Source organism: Mycobacterium sp. SMC-18 (assembly GCF_045310895.1).
In the GTDB taxonomy this organism is placed as follows: Bacteria; Actinomycetota; Actinomycetes; order Mycobacteriales; family Mycobacteriaceae; genus Mycobacterium.
In genome coordinates this window covers 1-24462 of the sequence record NZ_JBJIAL010000024.1, presented here as the reverse complement: position 1 = coordinate 24462, position 24462 = coordinate 1, and the positions used below count along the sequence as shown (strand labels likewise).

At 67.7% G+C, this 24462-nt stretch carries 24 protein-coding genes; 9 read left to right on the top strand and 15 right to left on the bottom strand.

The annotated features are described in order from the left end of the window. Positions 1–21: 21 nt before the first annotated feature. Complete coding sequence (locus ACJH6J_RS19870) at positions 22–804, bottom strand: SDR family NAD(P)-dependent oxidoreductase (RefSeq protein WP_212811879.1); 783 nt, start codon at positions 802–804, stop codon at positions 22–24. Between the two features lie 84 nt (positions 805–888). Beyond that, entirely contained in the window at positions 889–1833 is a 945-nt protein-coding gene (locus ACJH6J_RS19865) for a hypothetical protein (protein ID WP_406804431.1), read from the bottom strand. A 66-nt stretch (positions 1834–1899) separates the two neighbouring features. Between ACJH6J_RS19865 and ACJH6J_RS19860 the strand changes: the two genes are divergently transcribed. After that, entirely contained in the window at positions 1900–2484 is a 585-nt protein-coding gene (locus ACJH6J_RS19860) for a TetR/AcrR family transcriptional regulator (RefSeq protein WP_346415769.1), read from the top strand. Positions 2485–2490: 6 nt separating this feature from the next. Here the strand turns inward: ACJH6J_RS19860 and ACJH6J_RS19855 are convergent, their stop codons facing one another. Together ACJH6J_RS19855 and ACJH6J_RS19850 are read right to left on the bottom strand one after the other, a co-directional pair. Next, positions 2491–3927 (bottom strand): amino acid permease, encoded by a 1437-nt coding sequence (locus tag ACJH6J_RS19855; protein WP_318985992.1) that lies wholly within the window; start codon positions 3925–3927, stop codon positions 2491–2493. A 69-nt stretch (positions 3928–3996) separates the two neighbouring features. Beyond that, a complete protein-coding gene (locus ACJH6J_RS19850) occupies positions 3997–4509 on the bottom strand; it encodes an anthrone oxygenase family protein (protein WP_318985993.1) in 513 nt (170 codons plus the stop codon). A gap of 80 nt (positions 4510–4589) precedes the next feature. Between ACJH6J_RS19850 and ACJH6J_RS19845 the strand changes: the two genes are divergently transcribed. Then, positions 4590–5516 (top strand): cupin domain-containing protein, encoded by a 927-nt coding sequence (locus ACJH6J_RS19845; RefSeq protein WP_406804446.1) that lies wholly within the window; start codon positions 4590–4592, stop codon positions 5514–5516. A gap of 12 nt (positions 5517–5528) precedes the next feature. Here ACJH6J_RS19845 and ACJH6J_RS19840 read toward each other — a convergent pair whose 3' ends face one another. The 6 genes from ACJH6J_RS19840 to ACJH6J_RS19815 form a co-directional block, all read right to left on the bottom strand. Continuing rightward, positions 5529–6383, bottom strand: coding sequence for an SDR family oxidoreductase (locus tag ACJH6J_RS19840; RefSeq protein ID WP_406804445.1), 855 nt, complete (start codon positions 6381–6383; stop codon positions 5529–5531). 33 nt (positions 6384–6416) lie between these two features. Continuing rightward, positions 6417–7325 carry an alpha/beta hydrolase gene (locus ACJH6J_RS19835; protein ID WP_318985994.1) on the bottom strand — a complete coding sequence of 303 codons (909 nt, stop codon included), beginning with the start codon at positions 7323–7325 and terminating at the stop codon, positions 6417–6419. A gap of 31 nt (positions 7326–7356) precedes the next feature. After that, a complete protein-coding gene (locus tag ACJH6J_RS19830) occupies positions 7357–8157 on the bottom strand; it encodes an IclR family transcriptional regulator (protein ID WP_212811874.1) in 801 nt (266 codons plus the stop codon). Between the two features lie 250 nt (positions 8158–8407). Beyond that, entirely contained in the window at positions 8408–9871 is a 1464-nt protein-coding gene (locus tag ACJH6J_RS19825; protein ID WP_406804430.1) for an FAD-dependent oxidoreductase, read from the bottom strand. Continuing rightward, on the bottom strand, positions 9868–10776 hold the full coding sequence (gene bphC / locus ACJH6J_RS19820; protein ID WP_318985996.1) for a biphenyl-2,3-diol 1,2-dioxygenase: 909 nt from the start codon (positions 10774–10776) through the stop codon (positions 9868–9870). Before bphC ends, ACJH6J_RS19825 begins: the two co-directional genes overlap by 4 nt. A 1-nt stretch (position 10777) precedes the next feature. Then, positions 10778–11959, bottom strand: a complete 1182-nt coding sequence (locus ACJH6J_RS19815; RefSeq protein ID WP_212811871.1) for an acyl-CoA dehydrogenase family protein — start codon at positions 11957–11959, stop codon at positions 10778–10780. A 281-nt stretch (positions 11960–12240) separates the two neighbouring features. Here ACJH6J_RS19815 and ACJH6J_RS19810 point away from each other — a divergent pair, with 281 nt between their 5' ends. The 3 genes from ACJH6J_RS19810 to ACJH6J_RS19800 all read left to right on the top strand — a co-directional run bounded on the left by ACJH6J_RS19810 (position 12241) and on the right by ACJH6J_RS19800 (position 14985). Continuing rightward, positions 12241–12510, top strand: coding sequence for a hypothetical protein (locus ACJH6J_RS19810; protein ID WP_406804429.1), 270 nt, complete (start codon positions 12241–12243; stop codon positions 12508–12510). A gap of 67 nt (positions 12511–12577) precedes the next feature. Further along, positions 12578–14185, top strand: coding sequence for a flavin-containing monooxygenase (locus ACJH6J_RS19805; RefSeq protein WP_406804428.1), 1608 nt, complete (start codon positions 12578–12580; stop codon positions 14183–14185). Further along, complete coding sequence (locus ACJH6J_RS19800) at positions 14185–14985, top strand: mycofactocin-coupled SDR family oxidoreductase (RefSeq protein WP_318985998.1); 801 nt, start codon at positions 14185–14187, stop codon at positions 14983–14985. The genes ACJH6J_RS19805 and ACJH6J_RS19800 overlap by 1 nt, the downstream gene beginning before the upstream one ends. Before the next feature lie 80 nt (positions 14986–15065). Here ACJH6J_RS19800 and ACJH6J_RS19795 read toward each other — a convergent pair whose 3' ends face one another. Next, on the bottom strand, positions 15066–16223 hold the full coding sequence (locus ACJH6J_RS19795) for a serine hydrolase domain-containing protein (RefSeq protein ID WP_406804427.1): 1158 nt from the start codon (positions 16221–16223) through the stop codon (positions 15066–15068). Between the two features lie 94 nt (positions 16224–16317). Here ACJH6J_RS19795 and ACJH6J_RS19790 point away from each other — a divergent pair, with 94 nt between their 5' ends. Next, a complete protein-coding gene (locus ACJH6J_RS19790; protein ID WP_406804426.1) occupies positions 16318–16923 on the top strand; it encodes a TetR/AcrR family transcriptional regulator in 606 nt (201 codons plus the stop codon). Between the two features lie 98 nt (positions 16924–17021). On the opposite strand, the gene ACJH6J_RS19785 is transcribed toward ACJH6J_RS19790, so the two are convergent. Both ACJH6J_RS19785 and ACJH6J_RS19780 read right to left on the bottom strand, forming a co-directional pair. Next, entirely contained in the window at positions 17022–18416 is a 1395-nt protein-coding gene (locus tag ACJH6J_RS19785) for a WS/DGAT/MGAT family O-acyltransferase (protein WP_406804425.1), read from the bottom strand. Positions 18417–18685: 269 nt separating this feature from the next. Beyond that, positions 18686–19525 (bottom strand): alpha/beta fold hydrolase, encoded by an 840-nt coding sequence (locus ACJH6J_RS19780; protein ID WP_406804424.1) that lies wholly within the window; start codon positions 19523–19525, stop codon positions 18686–18688. A 113-nt stretch (positions 19526–19638) separates the two neighbouring features. On the opposite strand from ACJH6J_RS19780, the gene ACJH6J_RS19775 reads away from it, so the two are divergent. Genes ACJH6J_RS19775 through ACJH6J_RS19765 form a run of 3 tightly spaced genes read left to right on the top strand, consistent with a single transcriptional unit; the run spans position 19639 to position 23246 of the window. Further along, positions 19639–20841 (top strand): CoA transferase, encoded by a 1203-nt coding sequence (locus ACJH6J_RS19775; protein WP_212811866.1) that lies wholly within the window; start codon positions 19639–19641, stop codon positions 20839–20841. Further along, positions 20838–21638, top strand: a complete 801-nt coding sequence (locus ACJH6J_RS19770) for an acyl-CoA thioesterase II (RefSeq protein ID WP_212811865.1) — start codon at positions 20838–20840, stop codon at positions 21636–21638. The genes ACJH6J_RS19775 and ACJH6J_RS19770 overlap by 4 nt, the downstream gene beginning before the upstream one ends. A gap of 45 nt (positions 21639–21683) precedes the next feature. After that, on the top strand, positions 21684–23246 hold the full coding sequence (locus ACJH6J_RS19765; RefSeq protein ID WP_406804423.1) for an acetolactate synthase large subunit: 1563 nt from the start codon (positions 21684–21686) through the stop codon (positions 23244–23246). A gap of 1 nt (position 23247) precedes the next feature. On the opposite strand, the gene ACJH6J_RS19760 is transcribed toward ACJH6J_RS19765, so the two are convergent. Both ACJH6J_RS19760 and ACJH6J_RS19755 read right to left on the bottom strand, forming a co-directional pair. Continuing rightward, positions 23248–24015 (bottom strand): maleylpyruvate isomerase N-terminal domain-containing protein, encoded by a 768-nt coding sequence (locus tag ACJH6J_RS19760; RefSeq protein WP_212811863.1) that lies wholly within the window; start codon positions 24013–24015, stop codon positions 23248–23250. A gap of 105 nt (positions 24016–24120) precedes the next feature. After that, the gene (locus tag ACJH6J_RS19755) at positions 24121–24288 is read right to left on the bottom strand and encodes a hypothetical protein (protein ID WP_165605545.1); all 168 of its coding nucleotides are present in this window, start codon (positions 24286–24288) and stop codon (positions 24121–24123) included. Between the last annotated feature and the right edge of the window lie 174 nt (positions 24289–24462).

Sequence of the window (24462 nt, the reverse complement as noted above, 5' to 3'; positions counted from 1 at the left end):
CCCGCGGAAGTTCGTGGCGCGTCAGCAGTGCGCGCCGCCGTCGATCCGGATCTCGGTGCCGGTGAGGAACGCGCCGTCATCGGAAGCCGCCATGGCGACCACCGCGGCGACCGCGCTGGGATCACCCAGGTTCGCGTCGTTGCCGGTGTTGAGCATCGGGACCTGCTTGGTCCACAGCCCGTAGTCGGTGCCTTCCGGCATCTTGGCGAACGTGCCGTTGGCCAGCGGGGTGGAGACACCGCCGGGCTGGATGTTCACCGCGCGCAGTCCCTGCTTGGCGTATTCGAGCGCCAGCGAGTGGGTGAAGCTCAGGATGCCACCCTTGCTGGCGGAGTAGGCCGCCATATAGGGGTGGGCATAGCTCGCCGAGGTCGAGGTGAAGTTGATGACCACACCGCGCCCCGATGCCAGCAGCGCCGGCAGCGCCTGGCGGGTCATGAGGAAGGTGCCGGTGAGGTTGACCGCGATGATGCGGTTCCAGTCGGCCAGCGTGATCTCGTGGGTGTGTGAGCACGTCTCGATCGCGGCGACGTTGACCAGCACGTCCAGGCCGCCCATGTCGGCGATGGCGGCGTCGACGCCCTTGATGACGTCCGCTTCGGACGAGATGTCGAGCACCGTGGTGGTGAGACGCGCTGCGGTGCCGGCCTTTTCGGCGGCTTCCTTGGTACGGGCCAGGCCTTCGGCGGAGATGTCGCACGCGACGATGGTGCCGCCCTCGTCGAGCAGGCGGGCCACGGTGGCCTGTCCGATGCCGGACCCGGCGCCGGTCACGATGACCCGGCGGTCGCTGAATCTATCCATGCTGCAAGTCCTTTCGTTGCCGAAGGATTCTTGCGGCACCGGTGTCCGGCTGGACGGCTGTGGTCCGGTCACCGGGATGTCTTCTCAGCCCGCGGTCGGCGTCAGCTTGCGGACGGTGCCGAAGAGGTCGGTGCTGTACAGCGCCTGCGGGTCCCAGCCCGGGCCCGCGCCGAAGCGCACCGAGGTACTGCCGAACATGCCAGAGGCCAGGATGCACGCGGCGTGGCGTTCGGGATCGATGCGGACGATGTCGCCGCCGTCCATCGCCAGGTAGATGAGGCCGTCCGGACCGACCGTGAGGTCATCGGGGAATCCGAACAGCCCGAACAGGCCCAGGTTGACGGTGCGGATGTGGCTGGGGTCGGCGACGTCCACGATGGCCAGGGTGCTGACGGGCTGCAGGTCCATCGAGGCGATGACGGTGTGGTGGGCGGTGTCGTATGTCAGGCCATTGGCCATGGTCACCGAGGGTGCGAGGCGGCTTTCGCGGGTGCCGTCGGCGCTGATCCTGGTCAGCCCGGTGGTCCAGCCGATGTTGCGGGAGACGACGAACGAGCCGTCGGGCAACCGGACCATGCCGTTGGGCATGGTGAGCTTGGTCGCGACCGTCGTCAGCACGCCGCTGCCGAGATCCACGCGGGCGATGCCGCCGCCCTTCGCGCCGAAGACTCCGGAGAGAAAGCTGTTGCCGGTGGTGAAGTACGCCGCCCCGTCGGCGACGGTGATGCTCCCCGGCGCAGCAACATTCGGTACGAAGGTGCTGCCCTTGCCGTCGGGGGTGAGGCGGTACAGCTGCCCGGAACTGCCGACGGTGCGTGAGACGAGCATGGTGCCCGCATTGTCGAACGCGAGGTTTTCCAGGGAGCCCAACCCACTCGCGACGGTGGTGGCGCGCCACGGGCACCGGGTGATGGCCACGGCGGACGCCGGTGCCGGCGGTGCGCCGACGACGGCCAGCAGCGCCAGCGCCGCGGCCGATGCCAACCGGGCGGCGGTGCCGCGTCTGCGGCTTCGAATCGCACGAATCATGGTTTCCCCGTCTGTGAGTACGAGGTCGTACTCGCACGTCAGGGCACAGTACGATAACGTACTGGGATGCGCAACACGGAGGACGACGACGCCCGACAGCGATTCGTCGACGCGCTCGCGGCATTGATCGGCGAACGCGGCTACGCCGCGACGTCCGTCGTCGACATCGTGCGCAAGGCGCAAGCCTCCAAGACCACCTTCTACCTGCACTTCGCGAACAAGCAGGAGTGCTACCTGGCGCTGCTGGCCTCGGTGACCGACGATCTGGTCGCCGACATCCGGGCAGCCGTCGATTCAGATGCGCACTGGCACAATCAGATTCGGCAGATGTTCACGGCCTACATCGCGCATCTCACGGCGCGCCCGGCGATTTCGCTGAGCTGGATACGCGACCTGCCCGCGTTGGGCGCGGCCGCCCGTCCGATTCAGCGGCGAAACTTCGCCGAACTCGCCGCGCTGCTCGGCGAACTCGCCGCCAACCCGGGATTTCAGCGGGCCGGGCTGCCGCCCATCACCAGGCCCAAGGCCGTGATGCTGCTGGCCGGCGTGCGCGAGCTCGCCGCGCAGACCGCCGAAGACGACCTGGACATCGAGACCGTCATCGGCCCGGCCACCGACATCGCGATCAGCATCCTGTCGGCAGGGCAGTGATTCGGGTCAGTTCTCGACCGCGTCGGCGGGAACACGACTGTCGACGCTCGTCGGCGCCGGGGTGCCGGGTTCGGCGTCAGGTGTGTTGCGCCGGCGGACCACCTCGAACGAAACGAGGATGACGGCCAGGGTGACACCGCTCATCAGGAACTGCGAGCGGGTGTCGGGGAGGAACGCCATCGCCAGGATGACGGTCGCCATGAGCGCGATGGTGGCGTAGCTCAGCCACGGGAACAGCCACATCGTCAGCTTCAACGTGCCGGGCCGCGTCCGTTCGATGCGGCGGCGCAGGACGACCTGCGATATCGCGATGATCAGGTAGACGAACAGGGCGACGGCGCCGTAGGAGTTGATCAGGAAGTTGAACACCACGTCGCCCCACACGTAGGTCGCGGCGACCGATGCGTAGCCGACGGCGGTGCCCAGCAGGATCGCACGGCGCGGGACGCCGCTCGGGGACAGCTTGGTGAAGAACCGGGGCGCGTCACCAGAGGTGGTGAGCGCGAACAGCATTCGCGACGTCGTGTACAGCGCGGAGTTGAGGCAGGACAACACCGCCGTGAGCACGATGAAGTTCATGATCGTCGCGACGCCCGGGATGCCCAGAACGGTGAGCACCGAGGCGTAGGGGCTGATGCTGACGCTCTTGGTGTTCCAGGGCTGGATGGCCACCACCACGAGGATCGAGCCGACGTAGAACCCGATGATGCGGAAGACGATCGACTTCATCGCCCGGGTCACCGCCCGCTCGGGTTCGTCGGATTCGGCGGCGGCGATGGTGACGATCTCGGCGCCCGTGTAGAACGCGACGCACGGTACGACGGCCGCCAGGACCGCGCCCCAGCCCAGCGGTGCGAAGCCGCCGTGGTCGATCAGGTTGGCCAGGCCGGGTGTCGAGTGCGGCCACAGTCCGGTGATCCACAGCGCGCCCATGCCCAGGAACACCACGATGGCAATGACTTTCACCGACGAGAACCAGTATTCGAACTCGCCGAACGAGCGCGCCGAGACCAGGTTGCTTGCGGTGAGGGCCAGCATCAGACCGAGGCTGAGCACCCACAGCGGCACCGCGGGCAGCCAGAGATGCAGGATGCGGCCGCCCGCAACGGCTTCGACCGCGACCACGATGACGAAGAAGTACCAGTACATCCAGCCGGTGACGAAACCGCCACGGCGCCCGAGCGCCTGCCGGGCGTAGACGTAGAACGAGCCGACCACCGGTTGCGCCACCGCCATCTCGGCGAGCATCCGCATGATCAGCAGGGTGATGATGCCGGCGATCAGGAACGACACGATGGCCGCGGGCCCGGCGCTGCCGATCACGACGCCGCTGCCGACGAAGAGCCCGGCGCCGATCACTCCGCCGAGGGCGATCAGGTTCAAATGCCTGCGCCGCAGGCCTTTCGCCAGCTGCGCATCACTGGCCTTGATCTCTGAACTCACCACTGACGCGACGATGCCGCAGTTCGGCGCGCCGGCCCATGGTTGTGGTCACCGTGCGTTAATCCCGCGTCAACCGCGGACCGGCACGGCGAGCGCCCAACCCAGGACGGCGGTGGCCGCGGTGTTGGCCACTGCGCGGATAATGTTCCAGCGCACCCACGACGACTCGAACTGCTGGCGAAGTGACGCGAGATCGGCGGCACTGCTCGAGCCCGCCGCGGTGGCGAGCTTGTCGTTGAGCGGCACGTTGACCACCGATGTGACGGCGAGACTGGCGAGGTTGAGGGCCAGGCCGATACCGATCCAGATCAGCACCGGGCGGGCGCCGGGCTTGACGAAGAACGCCCCGGCCAGCGCGGTGAAGCCGACCGACCCGAGGAAGGTCAGCAGGAACGGCGGATTGACGATGACGACGTTGATCTTGTTCATGACGTCGATGAAGGTCCGGTCGTCGAACGCGCCGAGTGCGGGCAGCACCGACACCGCGTATGCGTAGTAGAGGCCCGCGAGCAGCCCGGAGGACAACAGCGCGACGATGAGCGCCGTCGTGCCGAGGGGCTGGGGGAGCTTGGTGAATGTCATGAGCTGACGGTATTGACCGACGGCTGGACGCTCCATCCGCAAAAGGCTCACTTTCATACGTGAGCGTCTACGCTTTCCACGTGGATGCCCTGGCCGGGTTGCTGGACGGGCCACGTGCGCGTGGCGCATTTCTGATGCGGTCATTGCTCGACCCGCCGTGGTCGCTGCGCGTGCAGGACCGCGCGCCGCTCACCATCGTGGTGGTCGCCCGCGGGTCGGCGACCGTCATCCCGGATGGTGCCGCCGGCCGGCGACTCGAGGCGGGCGACATCGCGATCTGCCGCGGGCCGGACTGCTACACCGTCGCCGACGACGCGGCGACCGCGCCCGGAGTCGTCGTGCACCCGGGGCAGGTCACCACGACCATCGATGGTGAACCACTGTGTGAGGCATTGAGTCTGGGGATCCGGAGCTGGGGTACCCGACCTGACGCGCAGACCCTGTTGATCACCGGCGCCTACGAAGAAGTGGGTGCGGTCTGCCGGAGGCTGCTGACCGCGCTGCCGCCGCTGGTGGTGATCCGGCGGGGCGAGGTCAACACCATGCTGGTCGATCTGCTGCTCGACGAGATGGCGCGCGATGAGCCGGCCCAGGGCGCGGTGCTCGACCGGATGCTCGATCTGCTCACCATCGCCGCTCTGCGCAGCTGGTTCTCCCGTGCCGAGGCACCGACCTGGTATCGCGCGTATCGAGATCCTCAGGTGGGCACGGCACTTCGGCTCATCGAGAACAATCCGGCACATCCCTGGACCGTGGGGTCGCTGGCCGCCGAGGTCGGGCTGTCCCGGGCGGCCCTGGCGCGGCGGTTCACCCAACTCGTCGGCGAGCCGCCGATGGCGCTCCTCACCGAGATTCGCCTGGCGCTGGCCGTCGACCTGCTGCGCGGTTCCGATGCCACCATCGAAGCCGTTGCCGGCCGCGTGGGCTACGGCACCGCCTTCGCGCTGAGTACGGCGGTCAAGCGCCGTTACGGCATGAGCCCCAAGGCAATCCGCGCCCAGGGGTAGGCCGGTGGGCGGTCAGCGGGTCTTGGCGAAGCGGCGGTGCCGCCACACATACCGCGGAATGCCGCGCAGGGGGACACCTTTGGGCCAGCCGTCGGGCCGGAAGTAGGCATCGGAGCCGCCGTCGACGAAAATGACACTGCCGCAGAGGAAGTCGGCGGAGTCCGACAGCATGAAGACGATCCAGTTGGCGAGGTGCACGGGATCGCCGAAGTTGCCGGTCGGGATCGGGAAGGCGCGGACGGCCTTGCCCTCGCGCGGCGAATCGAGCTGCGCCTGCAACAGCGGCGTCATGATGGCCCCGGGCGCCAGTACATTCAGCCGGATGCCGCGGCCGGCCCAGTCGGCCGTCACCGCGGTCTGCCGGACCCAGCGGGCCACGGCGATCTTGGACGCGGCGTACATGAGCGCGGAGGCGCCGCCGCCGAAGAACCGCACGGCGCGGGCTGCCCGGTCGGCGTCGCCGGCCAGCAGTGCGCGGATGGCGCGGCGGGGGACCGCTGGCACCGTCGTGCTGGAGTTGCTACCCAGCGCAACGACTTTCGCGTTACCGGCGGCCGACAGTGCGGGCTGCCACGCCGTCAGCAGGTCGACGGTGCCGAGGTAGTTGATCTGGGCGATCAGGCGCGCGCGGTCGGCGCCGGCACCGGGCCCGATCCCGGCGGCCAGCACGGCACCGTCGAGCGTGCCTTCGGACAGCTCGAGCACCCGCGTGGCGGCGGTACGCCGGCCGTCGGCGGTCGACAGGTCCGCGATGACATCGGCGTCCTTGAGGTCGACGCCGATCACCGTATGGCCCTGATCGCGCAACTGCTTCGCCGCCTGGTATCCCATGCCGGATGCCGAACCGGTCACAGCGTAGGTGCCGATGATGAACTCCTCGATTGGTTGGGGAAGCGCCGTCTAATCGGCGAGCAACTTGGTCACTGCGTCGGCCACGTCACGACGGGCCCGGTGCGCGATGTCGAGCACCGGCATGGTCAGGAAACCGTGGATGGCGCCGTAGTACAGCTCGGTCACCGGTACCTCGGCCTCGCGCAGCGCTTCGGCGTAGGCGAGGGCCTCATCCCGCATCGGGTCGTAGCCCGTGACGACGAGCACGGCCGGGGCGACATCCTCGACGGATGCGGACAACGGTGCCGCATAAGGGTTTTCGCGGTCGGTGGTGTTGGGCACGTACTGGTCCCAGTACCACTGCATGGCGGCCGTGGTGTTGTAGTAGCCGGTGCGGAACTCGTGGTACGAGCCGTAGGTGAAATCGGCGGTCAGCACCGGGTACAGCAGTACCTGCGCGGCCAGCGGCGCACCGCCGCGGTCGCGGGTCATGAGCGCGGTGACGGCGGCGAGGTTGCCGCCGGCGCTGTCGCCGCCGACGACGAGCTTCGCCGGGTCGCCGCCGAGTTCGGCGGCATGGGCGGCGGCCCACTGGGTCACGGTGTAGACGTCTTCGGCGGCGGCCGGCCACCGATGTTCGGGTGCCAGCCGGTAGTCGACCGAAACGACCACGGCGGGAATCGAATTCGCGAAGCTGCGGCAGAGGCCGTCGTGCGAATCCAGATCGCAGAAGACGAAGCCGCCGCCGTGTGCGAAGACGAAGATCGGAAGCGGGCCGTCGGCCGCGGGGCGGTAGACCCGGACCCCGATGCCGTCGACCTCCGTGTCGGTGACGGAGGCGACCGCTTCGGGTTCGGCAGGTGCGACGAATCGCGCACGAATGGCGGCGCGCGCCTGCGCCCCGGTCATGTTCGGCAGGTCGGGGAAGCCGCTGTTGAGTGCCTCGAGGAGGCCGGCGATCTGGGGGTCCAGGCTCATGCGTGATCCGCTAGCGCTACTCGCTGGCGGCTCATGCGTACTGCAACGCCGGGCCCATGCGCAGCGGCCGCATCGGCTGCAGCGTCGGCGCGACCCGGGAATCCTCGGCGTTGCGCCAGATGCCCATGGCGGTCATGCGCACCGGCGCGGTCAGCTGTTCGAAGGCCATGCGGTTCATTGGACCACACACCGAGACGGCGGCGACGGCCTCACCCTGGCGGCCGATCGGCGCTGCGACACAACCGAATCCGGGTACCGACTCCTCGCGCTCGAAGGCGACGCCGTGGGCGCGGACCTTGGCCAGTTCGGTGGCGAGCTGGGCGCGGTTGGCGATCGAGTATTTGGTCTTGCGGCTCATGAGGTCGACCTCGGCGTCCTGGTTGTAGGCCAGGATCGCCTTGCCGACGGCGGTACAGTGCGCCGGCTGGCGGCCGCCCACCCGCGACGGCAGCACGGTCATCATGCCGTTGCCGACCTTCTCCAGGTAGACGACGTCACCGCCGTCGAGCACGGCGAGGTGCACGACGAGGCCGGTGGCGCGGTGCAGCTCGTGCAACAGCGGGCCGGCGGCGCGGTGCATGCGGTCCTGATGCACGGCCAGCGAGCCGAGCTCCACCAGACGCATCCCGAGTTCGTAGTCCCGGCCGTTGCGGCGCAGCCAGCGCAACTGCACCAGACGCTCCAGCATCCGGTGCGCGGAGGAACGGGGCAGGCCCGTGCGGCGCACGATCTGCGCCAGGGTCAGGCGGCCGGGGCCGTCGAACGCGTCGAGGACCAGCGATACCCGGTCGATGACCGCGCTGGGGGTGGTGGATTCGACTGTTGCTGTCATGTCGGCCTCCAAGCTCCGTTGCTCCGTGTCGATATTCCTATTAGGAATATGCCTGTTTGTATCACACGGCGGTGGGGCTTGTCACACATTTCGTCGGAGCGCGGCAGAATATATGCACGACGAGGCGCCCCGAGCCGGGTTGGCAAGGGGCGCCTCGTGTGTCAATTTTGCAGCTCATGGCCCAGATTTGGGACACGAGCTCGTGGTCATTCCGGCGGCGACACGCGGGGTGGCGACACGCCGGGCGGGCTCAGTTCTGCGCCGCGGACCTCCCGGCGCGGCGCCCGTAGAAGCTGCCGTCGCCCAGCGACACGCCGCTGGCATAACCCCAGGCAGACAGGCCTGCTGAGCACCGGCCGGCCGCGAACAGCCCCGGAATCGGCTCGCCGCTGACATGCAATACGCGGCCGTCCAACGTGGTCAGGAGGCCGCCGAGGGTGAACCCGCCGGTGCTGCCTCGTAGGTCGATCGCACCGACCGGGGACCCGATCGGGCGCAGCCACTGCGGCTTCTTGTGCAGCAGCGGGTCCGCGCCGTTCGCGGCGTGCTCGTTGTAGTAGGCGACGGTGTGCTGCAGGACGCCGGCGGGCAGGCCGATCTCGGCTTCGAGCTCGGCGACGGTCTCGCACACCCACGTTGCCGGGCGGCGCAGGAACGGTGTCGCCGAGGTGGCGGCCATGGCCTCTTCCATGGCGTCGCCGTCGATGATCAGGTAGGCCGTGTTGTCCTGGTAGTACAGCGTCTGCTGGCCGATGCGTCCCGCGTAGGTGTCCTCGGCGATGTAGCGCTGGCCCAGGCCGTTGACGAGGATGCCGCGGACCAACTGCTGCGGGTCGCAGAAGAACGCCACCTCGGTGGCATCCATGTGCGCGAGGTCGGCGCCGAGCGCCTGTGCCATCCGGATCGCCCGGCCGTCGTGCTGCTCGATACTCGCCGCCGGGCGGCCCGCGATGCGGGGTGCGTACTGGGCGACCATCGCGTCGCTGTAGGCGAAGCTGCCCGAGGCCAGCACCACGCCGCGGCGCGCCTTGATCGCCACGGTGTCGCTGTACCGGCGTGCGACGATGCCCACCACCCGGCCGTCGGCCTCGGTGATCAATGACTGCACCTCGGTGTCGTACACCGACCGGACGCCCTGCGCGGTGGCGGTTTCCACGAGCGGCTTCATCAACATGTAGCCGCCACTGCGCTCACCGGCGACCTTGTCGGTCATCTGCGGCACGTGACCGCGCGGCGCCGGGGAGGCAATGGTGTTGTACGGGAAGGCGTTTTCGCCGCCCGTGAACATCAGGCCCTCGTCGCTCGGTGGCTCCCAGCCCGGTTCACCCCAGAACACCGGCTTGAACGGCACGCCGCAGCTCACGAGCCAGTCGTAGTGGGCGACACTGCCCGCGCAGTAGTCGTCGATCCGTTCGGTGTCCGCGCCGGGACCCATGGCCACCTTCAGGAACGCGGCCATGTTCTCCGCGGAATCGTCGAAACCGCAGGCCTTTTGGAGAGCGGTGCCACCGCCGAGGTAGACGAATCCACCGGCCATGGCGGCGGCGCCGCCCCAGCCGCCGGTGCGTTCGACGACCAGGACGTCGGCGCCCGCCGCCGAGGCCGCCACGGCCGCGGCCGCGCCGGCGATGCCGTAGCCGACGACCACGACGTCGGCCTCGTCATCCCACGCGGTGATGGACGATGCCGGGACCGGTTTGAGATCGGCGCTCATGGCAGCATCGCCCGAGGCGGCACGCCCATCCACTCATGGCCCCAGTAGCTGTCGGCGGTGATTTCCTCTGCGGTGTAATACCGTTCGTCGACCTTCATGCCCTCGGTGCCGAATTCGATGTCCCAGTCGCCGGGTGAACGCACGTAGAACGACACCATCTTGTCGTTGGTGTGCCGGCCCAGCGTGGAGGACAGCTGGAAGCCGTCGCGGTTCACGCGGTCGAGCGCCTGCCCGACGGCGTCGAGCGTGTCGACCTCGACCATGAGGTGGATCAGCTTCGGGTCACGCAGCGTCGCGGCCGGGCAGATCGCGAGGCTGTGGTGCCGCTCGTTGATGCCCAGGAACTGCACGCGCAGGGGGCCGAACTCCGGGGGAGCAGGCACCCGGAAGGCGCCGCGGGGCAGGAAGCCCAGCACCTCGGTGTAGAACGTGAACAGGCCCTTGGCGTCCTGCGCCGGCAGCACCACGTGGCCGAGGCCCAGACCCTCGGTGACGAAGCGGGCGCCGAACGGCGTGACGACGGGGCTGTGGTCCAGCACCGCGCCGTGGAACACCTCGACATCGTTGCCGGCCGGGTCGACGAAGGCGATGACCTCGTCGACGCGACGGGCGTCGGCCTCGTCCAGCGACAGCTGCTTCCACGGCACACCGGCGCCGTCGAGGGTGGCCTGCACCCGGCGCAGAGCGGCGCCGTCGCGAACCTCCCAGCCCACGGTGACGATGCGGTCGGCATCGCCCGGCACCACGATGATGCGCGCGGTGCGCTCGTCCATCCGCAGGTACAGCGCGTCGGGATCAGGGCCGCTGCCCTTCGCGAAACCCAGTACGTCGAAGGCGAATTGGCGCCAGCGTTCGATGTCGGCGGTCTGGACCTTCACATAGCCCAGGCTCTTCAGGTCACTCACGTCAGATCATGCCTCGCAGCGGGCCCTGCGGATCCACGCCCAGGCTGCTCAGCGCCGACGCGTGGTAGGTGGTGCCGGGGACATGGATCGCATGGGCCTGGCCGACGTGTGCGTCCCGCCAGTAGCGCTGCAACGGCTTGTCCATGCGGGTCGCGTTGCCGCCGCACCGGGCGAAGATCTCGTCGACCGCGGACACCGCGCGCCACACCGACCGGATCTGGGTGCGCCGGCCGGCGGCGCGGTCCTCGAAGGACACCTCCTTGCCGGCGGCGACCATGTCGTAGATCCGGTCGACGTTGGCCAGCAGCTCCTGGCGGGCGGCGTTGATGTCGGCGGCGGCCTCACCGATGGCGTACATGACGTACGGGTCGTCCTTGATGGCCACGCCACTGGAGTTGACGCGCTCGCGCTGGTAGTCGAGCGCGGCGGCCAGGGCGCCTTCGGCGATGCCGATGACGGCCGACGAGATGCCGAGCGGGAACATGGTCGACCACGGCATCAGGTACAGCGGCGAGGTCATGCCGGCCTCGATCTGCGCCCGGCCGTCCATCACCTTGGTGGCGTCCATGGTGCGGTAGGTGGGGACGAAGGCGTCCTTGACGATCACGTCCTTGGAGCCGGTGCCGCGCAGGCCCACCACGTTCCAGGAGTCCTGGACGATCTCGTAGTCGCTGCGGGGCAGGATCATGTGCAGCATCTGCGGCGGCATGACGGGCTTGCCCTCGGCGTCACCGAGCATGGCGCCCAGGAAGATCCACTCACAGTGGTCGGTACCCGAGCTGAACTGCCAGCGGCCGTTGAAGATGTAGCCACCATCGACGGGGCGGGCCACGCCCTGCGGCGCGTACGGCGAGGCGACCCAGGTGTCGGTGTCCGATCCCCAGATCTCGGCGGCGACCTTCGGGTCGGCATAAGCGAGTTGGTACGGGTGCACACCGACGACACCGTTGATCCAGCCGGCGGCCGGGTCCAGCGCGGCGGTCGCCATCACGGTCTCGGCGAACTCGCGCGGGTGCACCTCCAGGCCGTCATATTCCTTGGGCTGCAGCAGCTTGATGTTGCCGGCCGCCTTCATCAGCTTCACGGTCTCGTCGGGCAGCTGGCCCAACTTCTCTGCCTCCCAGGCTTGTTCGCGAAGCTGGTCGGCGATGTCACCGAGTCTGTCGATAACCCGCTGGGTCATGGTCGTTTTCCTAACTCCTGTGATGGGCTAATCAATGGTTTACCGCACCCGTAGCGCACCGGGAGGCGCTTCCCGGTCAGCGGGCGAAAATCCTGCAGCGACGTGGATCTGGTTGTCCCATCACACTCCTGCGTTGCCGCAGGACGGGACCTAAGGCTCTTGCCGGCGGACCGATGGGCTCTACCTGGCCGGCCGGAGACAGCGGATCATCGAGCGCGAAGGTTGACGACACACAGAGCCGAGGCAGCGCGATGTACGGACGGACATGTCATTGGAAGCAGGTGGTCGGACCGAGCATCTTCGTCGCCGCCACACTGGTGTTCGCCGGCACCGTGGCCATTCCTGTGGCCCAGATTGCAGGCGCGCCGGGCGGGTTGCAGTCGCTGGTCGCGGAGCCGCCCGGATGTTGGGGACCCCACGGTGTGGATCCGGACTGTCTGGGGCCCGGCCCGTACGGGCACGGCGAGTGGGGGCCAGGCTCCGGAACGGTTGCATCGGGCGCCACGATCGTGCCCGGCGGTCCGGCGCAATCCGACTTGACTGTGCCCTGAATATCGGGTCGTCCGTTCACCGGGACGCCTCGTACTGGGTTGTGCGGCGGACGGCTAACTTCGCACTATGAGCAGCGCAGAACAGGTTGACGTCGTAGTAGTGGGTGCCGGGTTCGCCGGTCTTTACGCACTGCACAAGCTGCGGTCGGAAGGCCATTCGGTCGTGGCGTTCGAGGCGGCCTCGGACGTGGGCGGCACGTGGTTCTACAACCGGTACCCCGGTGCCCGGTGCGACGTGGAGAGCATCGACTACTGCTACTCGTTCGACAAGGATCTGCAGCAGGAGTGGACCTGGACCGAGAAGTACGCCACCCAGGCCGAAATCCTCACGTACATCAACCATGTCGCCGACCGGTTCGATCTGCGCCGCGATATCCGGCTCAACACCCGCGTGGTGTCGGCGACCTTGAACGAAGAGACGCTGCGCTGGACCGTCACCACCGACACCGGTGAGACGGTGGACGCGCAGTTCTGCGTCATGGCCACCGGCGCGCTGTCCGATCCGCTGCTGCCGAACATCCCGGGCGTCGAGACCTTCGCCGGCGAGACCTACCACACCGCGAACTGGCCGCACGAGGGCGTCGACTTCACCGGCAAGCGCGTCGGCCTCATCGGCACCGGTTCGTCGGGCATCCAGACCACGCCGATCGTGGCCGCTCAAGCTGCCGAACTCGTTGTCTTCCAACGCACTCCGAACTTCTCCGTGCCGGCCGGTAACGAGCCGCTGACGCCCGAACGCGAAGCCGAGGTCAAGGCCAACTACGACGAGCGCCGCGCGCTGTCGTGGCGCAGCGGCGGCGGTTCGCCGCACATGGCGCACCCCAAGCGCACCATGGAGCTGTCGGCGGAGGAGCGCCGCGCCGAGTTCGAAAAGCGTTGGCAGCTGGGCGGTGTGCTGTTCAGCAAGACCTTCCTGGACCAGATGGTCGACCCGGTGGCCAACGCCGAGGCCAAGAAGTTCTACGACGAGAAGGTCCGCGCGGTGATCGACGACCCCGAGGTCGCCGACATGCTGATCCCGAACGACCACCCGATCGGCGCCAAGCGAATCTGCACCGATACCAACTACTTCCAGACGTTCAACCAGCCGCACGTGAAGCTGGTCAGCGTGAAGAAGACGCCGATCGAGCAGATCGACGCCACCGGCATCACGACCACCGAGGCCCGGTTCGACCTGGACGCCATCATCTTCGCCACCGGGTTCGACGCGCTCACCGGCGCGCTGGGGCGCATCGACATCACCGGCCGCGGTGGTGCGAAGCTCAAGCAGAACTGGGTCGACGGGCCGCGCACCTACCTGGGCCTGGGCGTCGACGGCTTCCCGAACATGTTCCTGGTGAACGGCCCCGGCGCGCCGGCCGTGCTCGCCAACATGGTGCTGCACGCCGAAGCGCACGTGAACTGGATCGCCGACGCGATCGAGTACGTCGGCAAGAACGGCTACGCGGCCATCGAGGCCACCACGGACGCGGTCGACGAATGGGGCGCCGAACTGGTGCGCCGCGCCGACCAGACGTTGTTCCCGAAGGCGAACTCCTGGTACATGGGCGCGAATGTGCCCGGTAAGCCACGGGTTTTCATGTTGTTCATCGGTGGCTTCGCCGCCTACAACGACATCTGCGCCGAGGTTGCGGCCGCGGGGTACAAGGGATTCGAACTGACCAAGGCCAACTGATGTCGGGGCTGCTGAACAAGGTCGCCCTCGTCACCGGTGCCGCCCGCGGCACCGGCCGGACCCACTGCGAGCGGTTCGCCGACGAGGGCGCCGACATCATCGCTCTCGACGTCGCCGGTGCCGCAGCCGATTTGGCCGATCTCGCCGACGCCGTGAAGCAGCGCGGTCAGCGCTGTTTCACCGCTGTGGCCGACGTGTCGTCGTTCGACGAGGTGCAGGCCGCGGTCGACGAAGGGGCCTGGGAATTCGGCCGGCTGGATGTCGTGGTCGCCAACGCCGGCATCCATTCGGCGTCGGCGCCGGCGTGGGAAGTGACCGCCGAGGACTGGCAGCGCGTCATCGGCGTCAACCTGACCGGGGTGTGGCACACCGTCAAGGCCGCGATCCCGCATTTCGGCCCCGCCGGTGGATCCGTGGTGATCATCAGTTCCACCAACGGACTTCGCGGCACCGCGAACACCGCGGCGTACACGTCCACCAAGCATGCGGTGGTGGGTCTGGCCCGGACCCTGGCGAACGAGCTGGGGCCCAAGCGGATTCGGGTCAACACCGTGCACCCCGGCGCGGTCGGGACCCCGATGGTGCTGAACCCGGAGACCTTCAAGCGCATCCGGCCCGATCTGGAGAACCCGACCGCAGAAGACGTCGCCGAAGTCCTTGCCGCGCGCAACCTCTTGCCGGTGCCGTGGGTGGAGCCCGAGGACATCAGCAACGCGGTGGTGTTCCTGGCGTCCGACGAGGCCCGCTACATCACCGGCACCCAGTTGGTCGTCGACGCCGGGCTGACGCAGAAGGCCTGACCCGCCTCGAACGTGCAGAAAACGAACTCTGCTGCGATGCAACGATGATCGGCCACTCCTGGTCCGGCGCGCGATGCGGCTCAGCGGGCTGGTTGACCGACCAGCGTGCGGAGGAAGGCGACCGTCTCGAGTTCGCGGTTGGTGATTTCGTCGTCGCTGGTGCCGTACCTGCGGTTCGCCGACAGTTTCACGATCACCGTCTTCATGCCTGGGTCGACGTAGATGAACTGGTTGTACACGCCGATGGCGCTGAACTCGCCCGAATCCACGGCGGGCAGCCACCATTGGTAGCCGTAACCCAGGTCGAGCGGATGGCTGCCGATGATCGGACGCCCCGGTAGAAGATGTTCGGCATCAGCCGCCAGCGACGCGTCCACCCATGACTGAGGAACCAATTGCTGACCCCGCCAGCGGCCGCCATTGCGATACAGCTCACCGAATTTCGCGTAGTCGCGCGCAGTCATGACGAGGCCGCCGAATGCAACCTCCATGCCGGTCGAGTCGACCAACCAGTACGCGGGTGAGCTGATTCCCAAGGGCTCGACGAGCTTCTCCTGCATATAGTCGGTGATGGAACGGCCCGTCGCACCGACGAGTAGCGCTCCGAGAGCCTGCGTATCGCCGGAGTTGTAGCGGCAGACGTGTCCTGGTTCGATGTCACGGACCATGGTTGCGACGAACTCCTCGAGCGTTCCACCTTCGCCCATCGCGGCCGCCAACCGGAAGATGTCGGACCCCGCGTCGTTGTAGTCCTCGTTCCACCGCGCACCCGAAGACATCTGGAGGACATCCTTGATCGAGACGCCGTCATACGCAGAGCCCGGGGCGACGCGAATGTAGTCGCTGATGGGCCGATCGATACCCGCAATGTGCCTGTCCTCGACCGCTATGCCGACAAGTGCCGAGATGACGCTCTTGGCCACAGACATCGAAATCCACGGAACCTTCGGGCCGCCGGTCAGCCCGTACCACTCGTGGGAGATGGCGCCGTCGCGCAGAACCAATAGTGCGGCAGTGTCCGTTTGCGCCAGGAAGTCCTCTGTCGACTTGCATTCTCCGTTGAGCGCGTACGACTTCGGCAATTCGAGGGGATCGCCCACGGGCCAGTCGTGTGGGGTCGAGGAGGGGGACATCTTGCTGGTGGGAAGCAGTTCGGGGATCCGGGAAAAGTTTTCGTGTTGTGGAATTCCGGTGAACAAGCCCAGTTCAACGAACGAGGACGGAGTGTGGTCGGCCATGTCAACCTCTCATGTCGCGGCGGTGCGCCTAATATAGGCGTACCAACTGGTTAGTACAACCACTTGGTACGCCTATCTGAAAGTGGGGCCCGGAATGCAGGCGAGCGAAGGTCGAGTGGACGGACGTACGCTCCGTTACCAGCATCGGCGGCCTGAACTACTGGCCGCCGCCACCGAGTACGTGCTCGATAACGGAATCACTGACCTGTCACTGCGTGACATGGCACGCGTCCTGGGGATCACCCATGCCACGTTGCTGCGGCACTTCGTGTCGAAGGAAGACCTACTGCTACAGGTCATCGCAAAGATCAGGGCGGACTTCGTCGATCAGCTGTCCGGTGATGACCAGATGCATCCTGACCAGACGGCGTCGCGGCTGTTGCGCACGACGTGGAAACGGCTTTGCGACCCGGCTGAGCAGCGGCAGTTCGTTCTTCTCTTCGAGGTGGTGGGTCGGGCAACCCGAGAGGGCGGCCGCGTTGCTGAGCTGGCGCAGGCGAGCATCCATGATTGGCTCAACATCATTGCGGCACAGCTGGTGCGGACCGGCTGTTCGCCCAAAGAGGCGGACACCCTTGCGACCCTGGTGCTGGCGCAGATGCGTGGTCTTCAGGTCGATCTTCTGCTGACGGGTGACCGACGTCGCGTGGATCGCGCGATCGAGGCGCTGATCGAAATGATTGACCGGCGCTCGGAATAGGACTTCTCAGGACCGTCGGCGGATGAATTCGTCGACTTCGCCCACTGACTCGGATGCCCACCCGCGAAGTGCCCAGCCTGGCATATGACGGTGCGCGGTCATGGCTCGACGAGCCCGGCCGCGATCTCGAGCTCCACTAGCGCCGGCTCGATGGCGTCGGCCATGGCGTCGATGTCGTTGGCCATCTCGGGCGTCGTGACGAAGCCGAAATCGATGCGGTCGCGATAGCTGAAGCAGGTGACGTTGAGTCCCACATCCATCACCAAGGGGCCCATCGGCATCATCTGTTCGAGGACCGCGCCGTCCATGAAGAGCGGCACGGGCGGCCCGGGCACGTTGGAGACGACGAGGTTCATCGGCTTGAGCGTGCCGCCGAGCTTGCTGGCGGTGTAGGCGCGGGCGGCCAGGGCCACCAGGCCGGGCGGAGTGGTATCGGTCAGCCCCATGATCTGGTGCGCCGTAAGCGCTTTCGCCATTTCCTTGGCGCTCTGGGAGCTGGCGTAGATGGCCTTGATCCGCTCGGCGGGGTCGATGATGTCGGACGCCAGCGACACCGACATCGCGCTGACCTGGTTGCCGACCTGGTCGCTGGAGCTCTCGGTCCGGGTGGACACCGGAACCTGCGCGATGAGCGACTTGTCGGGCAGCTCGCCGCGGTCCTCCAGATACGTGCGCATGGCACTCGAGACGAGCGCCAGCACGACGTCGTTCACCTTCACGCCGAACGCTTCCTTGACCGCCTTTACGCGCTCCAGCGACACGCCGGAATTGCTGACCCGCCGGTGCGGTGAGATCGGGCCGTTGAACCGCGTGTGCGGTGCGTCGAAGTAGCCGGGCGGCTTGTTGGCGACGCCGAGCGCCGCAATCTGCTGGCGCACCGTCTGCTCGAGGAAACGCACGACGCGATAGGGCGTCTTGATGCCGATGTTGATCAGGCCGCCCAGGGCCTGCAATTCGATCCCGGGTGCCTTGACGCCGACCAGTGACCTGCTCGGCTCGGCCGCCGGCGGCCGCGGGGTGGGCGTGATATCGAGCAGAATCTCACCGAGCCCGGCTCCCGAGACGCCGTCGATGATGGCGTGGTGCATCTTCATCAGCACGGCGACCCGGCCGCCCTCGACGCCCTCGATGAACCAGAGCTCCCACAGCGGCCGGGACCGGTCCAGCTTGTAGGACATCAGCCGCCCCACCAACTGGTCGAGTTCGCGGCGGCCGCCGGGTGCGGGGACCGCGATGTGGCGGACGTGGAAATCGAGGTCGAGTTCCTCGTCTTCGACGAACCACGGCCGGTCGAGGCCGAGCGGTGCGCCGGTCACCCGCCATCGCAATTGCGGCATCTCCGGCAAACGCGCCGCGATGAGCGCCTTCACCGACTCGAAGCTGAAATCCGGTGCGTCGGTGGGGTCGTAGATCGACGAGGCGGCGACATGCATATGCCAGCTGTTGGTCTCCGCGAACCAGAAGGTGGCGTCGGCACCGGACAAGCGATTCATGGGCCTGATCCTAGGGTGCGTGCTGCGCGCGGCGCGTGAAATCGGCGGATTGGTACGAATTTCGGCGTGTGACGGTTGTCTCCGCGCGCCGTGGGTCGGCAATCAAGTTGGGACACAACGAGACCCGCTGGTCCGGCAGTGGCGGTCGATGTTGCATGCCGGTCAATTGGTAAGCCGGGCAATATATTCCGGTGGCCTCGATGCAGACGAGCGGCCGCGTACCGCACACCATCGAACCGGTGTGCGGACGCGGCCGCCCGTGAAGACGATCAGCGCTGCAGGAAGCCCAGCACCGTGCTCTCGAACGACTCCTTGGCCTCGATCATCGCCCAGTGTCCGCAGTTCGGGAACACGTGCAGCTCGGCGTTGGAGATGGTGCGCATCGGGATGAGCGCCATGTCCAGCGGGCTGACGCGGTCGTCGCGGCCCCACGTCAACAGCGTCGGCGCCTTCACCTTGTGCATCTGGGCCCAGGGCTGCGGCGGTGCGTCGGCCGACCGCATGAACTTCATCATCATCTTGAAGGCGGCCTTGCCGTACATCCGGCGCGCCGACTCGAGCGTCTCGGGATCGGAGGCCAGCTTCAAGCGCTCTTCGATGAGTTCCTCGGTGACGATCTTCTCGTCGTAGACCATCGAGTGGAGCCAGTCGATCAGCCGTTGCCGGGTCGGGTCCTCGGTGAACTCCTGCAGCAGCCGGATGCCCTCGCTCGGGCCGGGGCTGAAGATGTTGGTGCCGATACCGCCGATGGTGACGAGCTTGCCGATGCGGTCGGGGTTGTTGATGGCGAAGTTGATGCCGACGCCGCCGCCCATCGAGTTGCCGACGATGTCCACCTTCTCGATTCCGAGTGCGTCGAGGAAGGGCACCACCGCGGACTGGGCGTCGATCATCGGGTGGCCACCGAAGTCGTCGCTGACGCCGAAGCCGGGGAACTCGAGGATCAGGCAGCGGAAGTGCGCCGCGAACGTCGGCAGGATGCCGCGGAAGTTCCGCCAGCCCGTCACGCCCGGGCCGGAACCGTGCAGAAACAGCACTACAGGCCCACTGCCCTCGTCGTAATAACGCAGCGTTCCGCGCTCGGTCTGGACTTCCTTCAGCTCAGTCATGCGTTCCAAATTACGGTGCGGATGTCACGCGGTCGCCACCACCTCCCGTCCGGCGGGACGCGACGCGCCCGGGGTCGCCCGGTTGTGCTGCGGGTGGCCTTTATGGTGTCCAGATGACCGTGCCGGAGTCTGCGCGTCCGCTGGCGGGTGTGCGCATCGTCGAAATCTCCAGTTTCGTCGCGGTGCCCCTGGCGGGGATGACGCTGACGCAACTCGGCGCCGAGGTCATCCGGATCGATCCGATCGGCGGCGCCGCCGACTACCACCGCTGGCCGGTGACCGATGGCGGCGAGAGCATCTACTGGGCGGGCCTCAACAAGGGCAAGCGATCCGTCGCGGTGGACATGCGCTCACCGGAAGGTCAGGACCTGGTCACCCGGCTCATCGTCGACGCCGGTGTCTTCATCACCAATGTGGCAGGCCGGCAATGGCATTCGTACGAGACCCTCTCCGCGCTGCGGCCCGACCTGATCCACGCCGAGGTGTCCGGCCGGGCCGACGGCGGCACGGCCGTGGACTACACCGTCAACGCCGGGCTGGGCTTTCCGCTCGTCACCGGTCCGCCCGAGCTGCATACCCCGGTGAACCACGTGCTGGCAGCCTGGGACGTGTCGTGCGGCCTCTATCTGGCGCTGGCGGTGACGGCGGCGCTGCGGCACCGCGACAGCAGCGGCCAGGGCCAGCAAGTCAGCATCCCACTGGAGAACGTGGCCCTGGCGACCGCCGGGAATCTCAGCTTCCTGACCGAAGTGATGGTCAATGGGGTCGGCCGTGAACGCATCGGCAACTCGATCTTCGGACAGTACGGGCAGCAGTTCGTCAGTGCCGACGGCGCCGCGTTCATGATCGTCGCGCTGACCGGACGCCATTTCCGGGATCTGGTTGAGGTCACCGGCACCACGAAAGCCGTTGCGGCGCTGTCGGAATCGCTCGGCGCCGACTTCACCGACGAGGGGCATCGTTACCTGCACCGCGACGCGCTCACCGGTCTGTTCACCGTCTGGTTCTGCGGGCACACCGCCGAGCAGATCACGGCGGCGTTGGGTGCGACGTCGATCCTGTGGGAGCGCTACCGCGGCTTCAGCGAGGTGGCCGCGAGCCCCAAGGTGACGGACAACCCGCTGTTCACCGAACTCGACCAGCCGCGCATTGGCCGCCACCTGGCGCCGGGCCTGCCGCTGCGGATCGATGGTGAGTATCCGCCCGCGCGGCCGGCGCCGGCGCTCGGCGACGACACCACCGCCGTGCTGACCGAGCGGCTCGGGCTCACCGCCGACGACGTCGCCCGGCTCGAAGCGGCGGGGACCGTGGCATGACGGTGCTGCCCGGTCTGTTGTGGGTTTCGCCCGGAGATGGAGACGACGCCTGGGTGGGCAAGGCCGGCGGACCGGACGGCAAACGGGCCTTCGGCGGCCTGCTGATGGCGCAGAGTCTGTCCGCCGCATGTCAGACCGTGAATCCGGAGATGCGCCCGACGGCCATGCACCTGCAGTACCTGCGTGGGGGCGAGGCCGGCGCGACCACGGACTACACGGTGGTCCGGGTGTACGACGGACGAACGGCGGCGGCGCGGCGGGTCGAGGCCTGTCAGGCCGGACGGCTGCTGACCGTCGCGACGGTGTCCTTCTCGGTGGACCTGGCCGGCCCCCAACACGGTGAATCATGTTCACTGCCAGAAGATCCCGAGCTGCTGCCGTTGACCGGGCCGCCGGGGCCGGCACCCGCGGTGCCGCTGGACGAGATCGACATCCGGATCGTCGACGACCAGTCGTCGGGCGAGTTCGTCCGGCGCATGTGGTGGCGGGCCACGGTCCCGATGCCACCGGAACAGTTGCCGCACATGATGATTGCCTGCTACATCACCGACCTCTACGGGATCGACCCGGCGCTGCAGGTCCACGGTCATTCCATGCAGGCCCGCACCCACCGCAGCGGCACCACCGATTTCTCGATCTGGTTCCACCACCCGATCCGGGCCGACCGCTGGAATCTGCTGGAATCGAGATCGCCGGCCGCGGGTCGAGGCCGCGGTGTGATCACCGGGAGTCTGGTCGACGCGGACGGCACCCGGGTCGCGACATTGGTGCAGGAAGGTCTGATCGCGGACCGGTAGTACCGTCGTCGGCAGGCTGTCGACGGAACCCGGCGAAGGAGAACGATGAACGGCGCACAGGCACTGATCCGCACGCTGGTCGACGCCGGCGTCGACGTCTGCTTCGGTAACCCCGGAACCAGCGAGATGCACTTCGTCGCGGCATTGGATTCGGTGCCCGAGATGCGTGGTGTGCTCTGCCTTTTCGAGGGCGTGGTCACCGGAGCCGCGGATGGGTATGCCCGCATGGCCGAGAAGCCGGCGGCCACCCTCCTGCATCTGGGCCCGGGATTGGGCAACGGCATCGCGAACCTGCACAACGCACGGCGGGCCTATTCGCCGGTGGTCAATGTCGTCGGCGACCATGCGCTCGGCCACAAGAAGTACGACGCACCACTGGAATCCGATATCGATGCGATGGCCGGCACGGTATCGGGGTGGGTGCGGCGGTGCGAGAAACTGGCCGACGTCGCCACCGACGCGGTGGCCGCGATCGAGGCCGCGCAGCAGGGACAGGTGGCCACGCTGATCCTGCCGGCCGATGTCTCGTGGACCGAGGGCGCCGAGCCCGCGGTGGGGGAGCCGGCTGTCGGTCCTGCCACGTTCGACTACCAGGCGGGCGTCGACCCCGATGAGCACCAGCTGCTCGACGCCGGTGCCGAGGTCTTCGGCCCCGGCACCGTCCTGTTGCTGGGTAGTGCCGCGTGCCGGGAGCGCGGCCTTCGCGCCGCAAGCCGGATCGCCGCGGCCACCGGGACCAAGGTGTTGATCGAGACCTTCCCGGCCCGGCTCGAACGGGGTGCCGGCCGGCCCAACTTCGAACGCCTGGCGTATCTCGCCGAAGCTGCCCAGTTCCAGCTGACCGGTACCGAGCACCTCGTGCTGGCCGGCGCCCGCTCCCCGGTGTCGTTCTTCGCGTACCCCGGCAAGGCGAGTGATCTCGTGCCCAGCGGCTGCCAGATCCACACCGTGGGCGGCGACGTCGTCGCACGTCTGGAAGAGCTGGCCGATGCGGTGGCGCCGGGTACGGAGCCGGTGCTGACCGAGCTGAAAGTGGCGGAGCCGCCGTCGGACTCGGCGCTGACGACGCAGAACTGGGTCGAGGTGGTGGCTGCGACGCTGCCCGATGACGCGATCATCGTGGACGAGTCCAACACCAGCGGATTCCTGCTGCCGCAGGCGACGATGAGCGCGCCGCGGCACGACCTGCTGACTCTGACCGGCGGGGCCATCGGCTTCGGCCTGCCGAGTGCGGTCGGTGCCGCCGTGGCGTGTCCGGACCGTCCGGTGCTGTGTCTGCAGGCCGATGGCAGTGCGATGTACACGATTTCGGCGTTGTGGACCATGGCGCACGAGCAGCTCGATGTGGTGACGGTGCTCCTCAACAACGCCGCTTACGCGATCCTGCGCATGGAGCTGCAGCGCGTCGGGGCCGAGGCCAGTGGTCCGAAAGCCGCGGCGATGCTTGACCTCTCGGGCCCGACGACGGATTTCGCGGCGCTGGCGGCGGCCATGGGCGTGCCGTCGGCCAAGGCGACGACCACGGCGGAGTTGGCCGACCTGCTCCGCGTGGGCTATGCCACACCGGGGCCGTACCTCATCGACGCGGCGGTGCCGGCGCTGCTGTAGCTCAGTAGCCGCTGAGCAGCGTGCGCAACCGGCCCAGTTCGAGTGGGCCTGCCGCGCTGCGGATCCGGCCGGGATCGGCCGGGCGGCGTCCCCACAGGAGCAGCACGCGGGTTGCCGCGTCGGTCTCGATGGTCGCCGCTCCGTCGGGCGGGGCCAGAGTGATGGCCGTGTTCTCGGCGTCGACGGTGACCACGACATCGTCCTCGTCAGCCACGCGGATTCGTGCTTCCACCCGCTCATTGCCGTGCAGCGCCAGGATGTCTCGGCCACGCCGCAGCAACGGCACACCTACCGCGTGGACGCTGTGGTCGGTCATCCACGGTTGCGCCAGCCGGGCGCGAGCGGGCGCGTCGTCTCCGGTGACGTCCCAGCTGTGCAGTGCCAGTTCCTCGCGCATGTGCTCGGCGAACCAGGGCACCTTCATCGTGCGGCCGGTCCACGCGACATCGGTGTCCTCGGGTAGCTCTTCCGCGGCAGCCGCGACCCGTCCGAGGTGCGTCATGCGGTCGTTGAACGCCGTCCACAGGTCGGCATCGTTGAGCGCCCGGTACGGCCGTTCGCGCTCCCCGAAACCGCGGGTCGCGACGGGGTCGCCGGCCAGGTGTCGCTCCAGTACCCGGGCGAGCTCTTCGGCGTTGCCGGTCTGATGGATGACGATGTCGCGCACGGTCCAGGCCTCACACCAGGTGCCTGTCTCGGGGTTGCGCCGCTGTACGGCTGCGGCGAATTGCGCGAACTCGGGAAAGCGGTCGATGTCGACGGTGTCCATATGTCCATCGGTACCCCGCAAGTGTTTCGGTGCCCGCCGAACTGACGGTCGGCGGGCAAAAAAATTCGGGGCCCCTCGGTGAGGGGCCCCGAATCCTGCTGACGCTCAGCGGCTCTGGTGCACGCTGTTGTCTACCTGCGGCGCCTCGGCGCGCGGGTGGATGTCGTTGACCCAGTCGTGGTGGGAGTAGTCCGCCGATGCCGGCGCGGCCAAACCCAGGACGGCTGCTGCCAGTCCGTTCGCCACCAGTGCGGCGATTCCGAGCTTCTTCATTTTCCCCAACTCCTTGTATCCGAAGCTTTGATGCTCGGTTCAACGGGTCAGGGCCCGGCGGTATTTCAGCAGATGGGGCGATGGCAGCAATTGATTGGGTCAAGTCCACCCACGTGGTGTACGACGTCGTCGTGTGATTCTTCGATGTGATGGTTTAGGCGGTCAGGGCCGCGG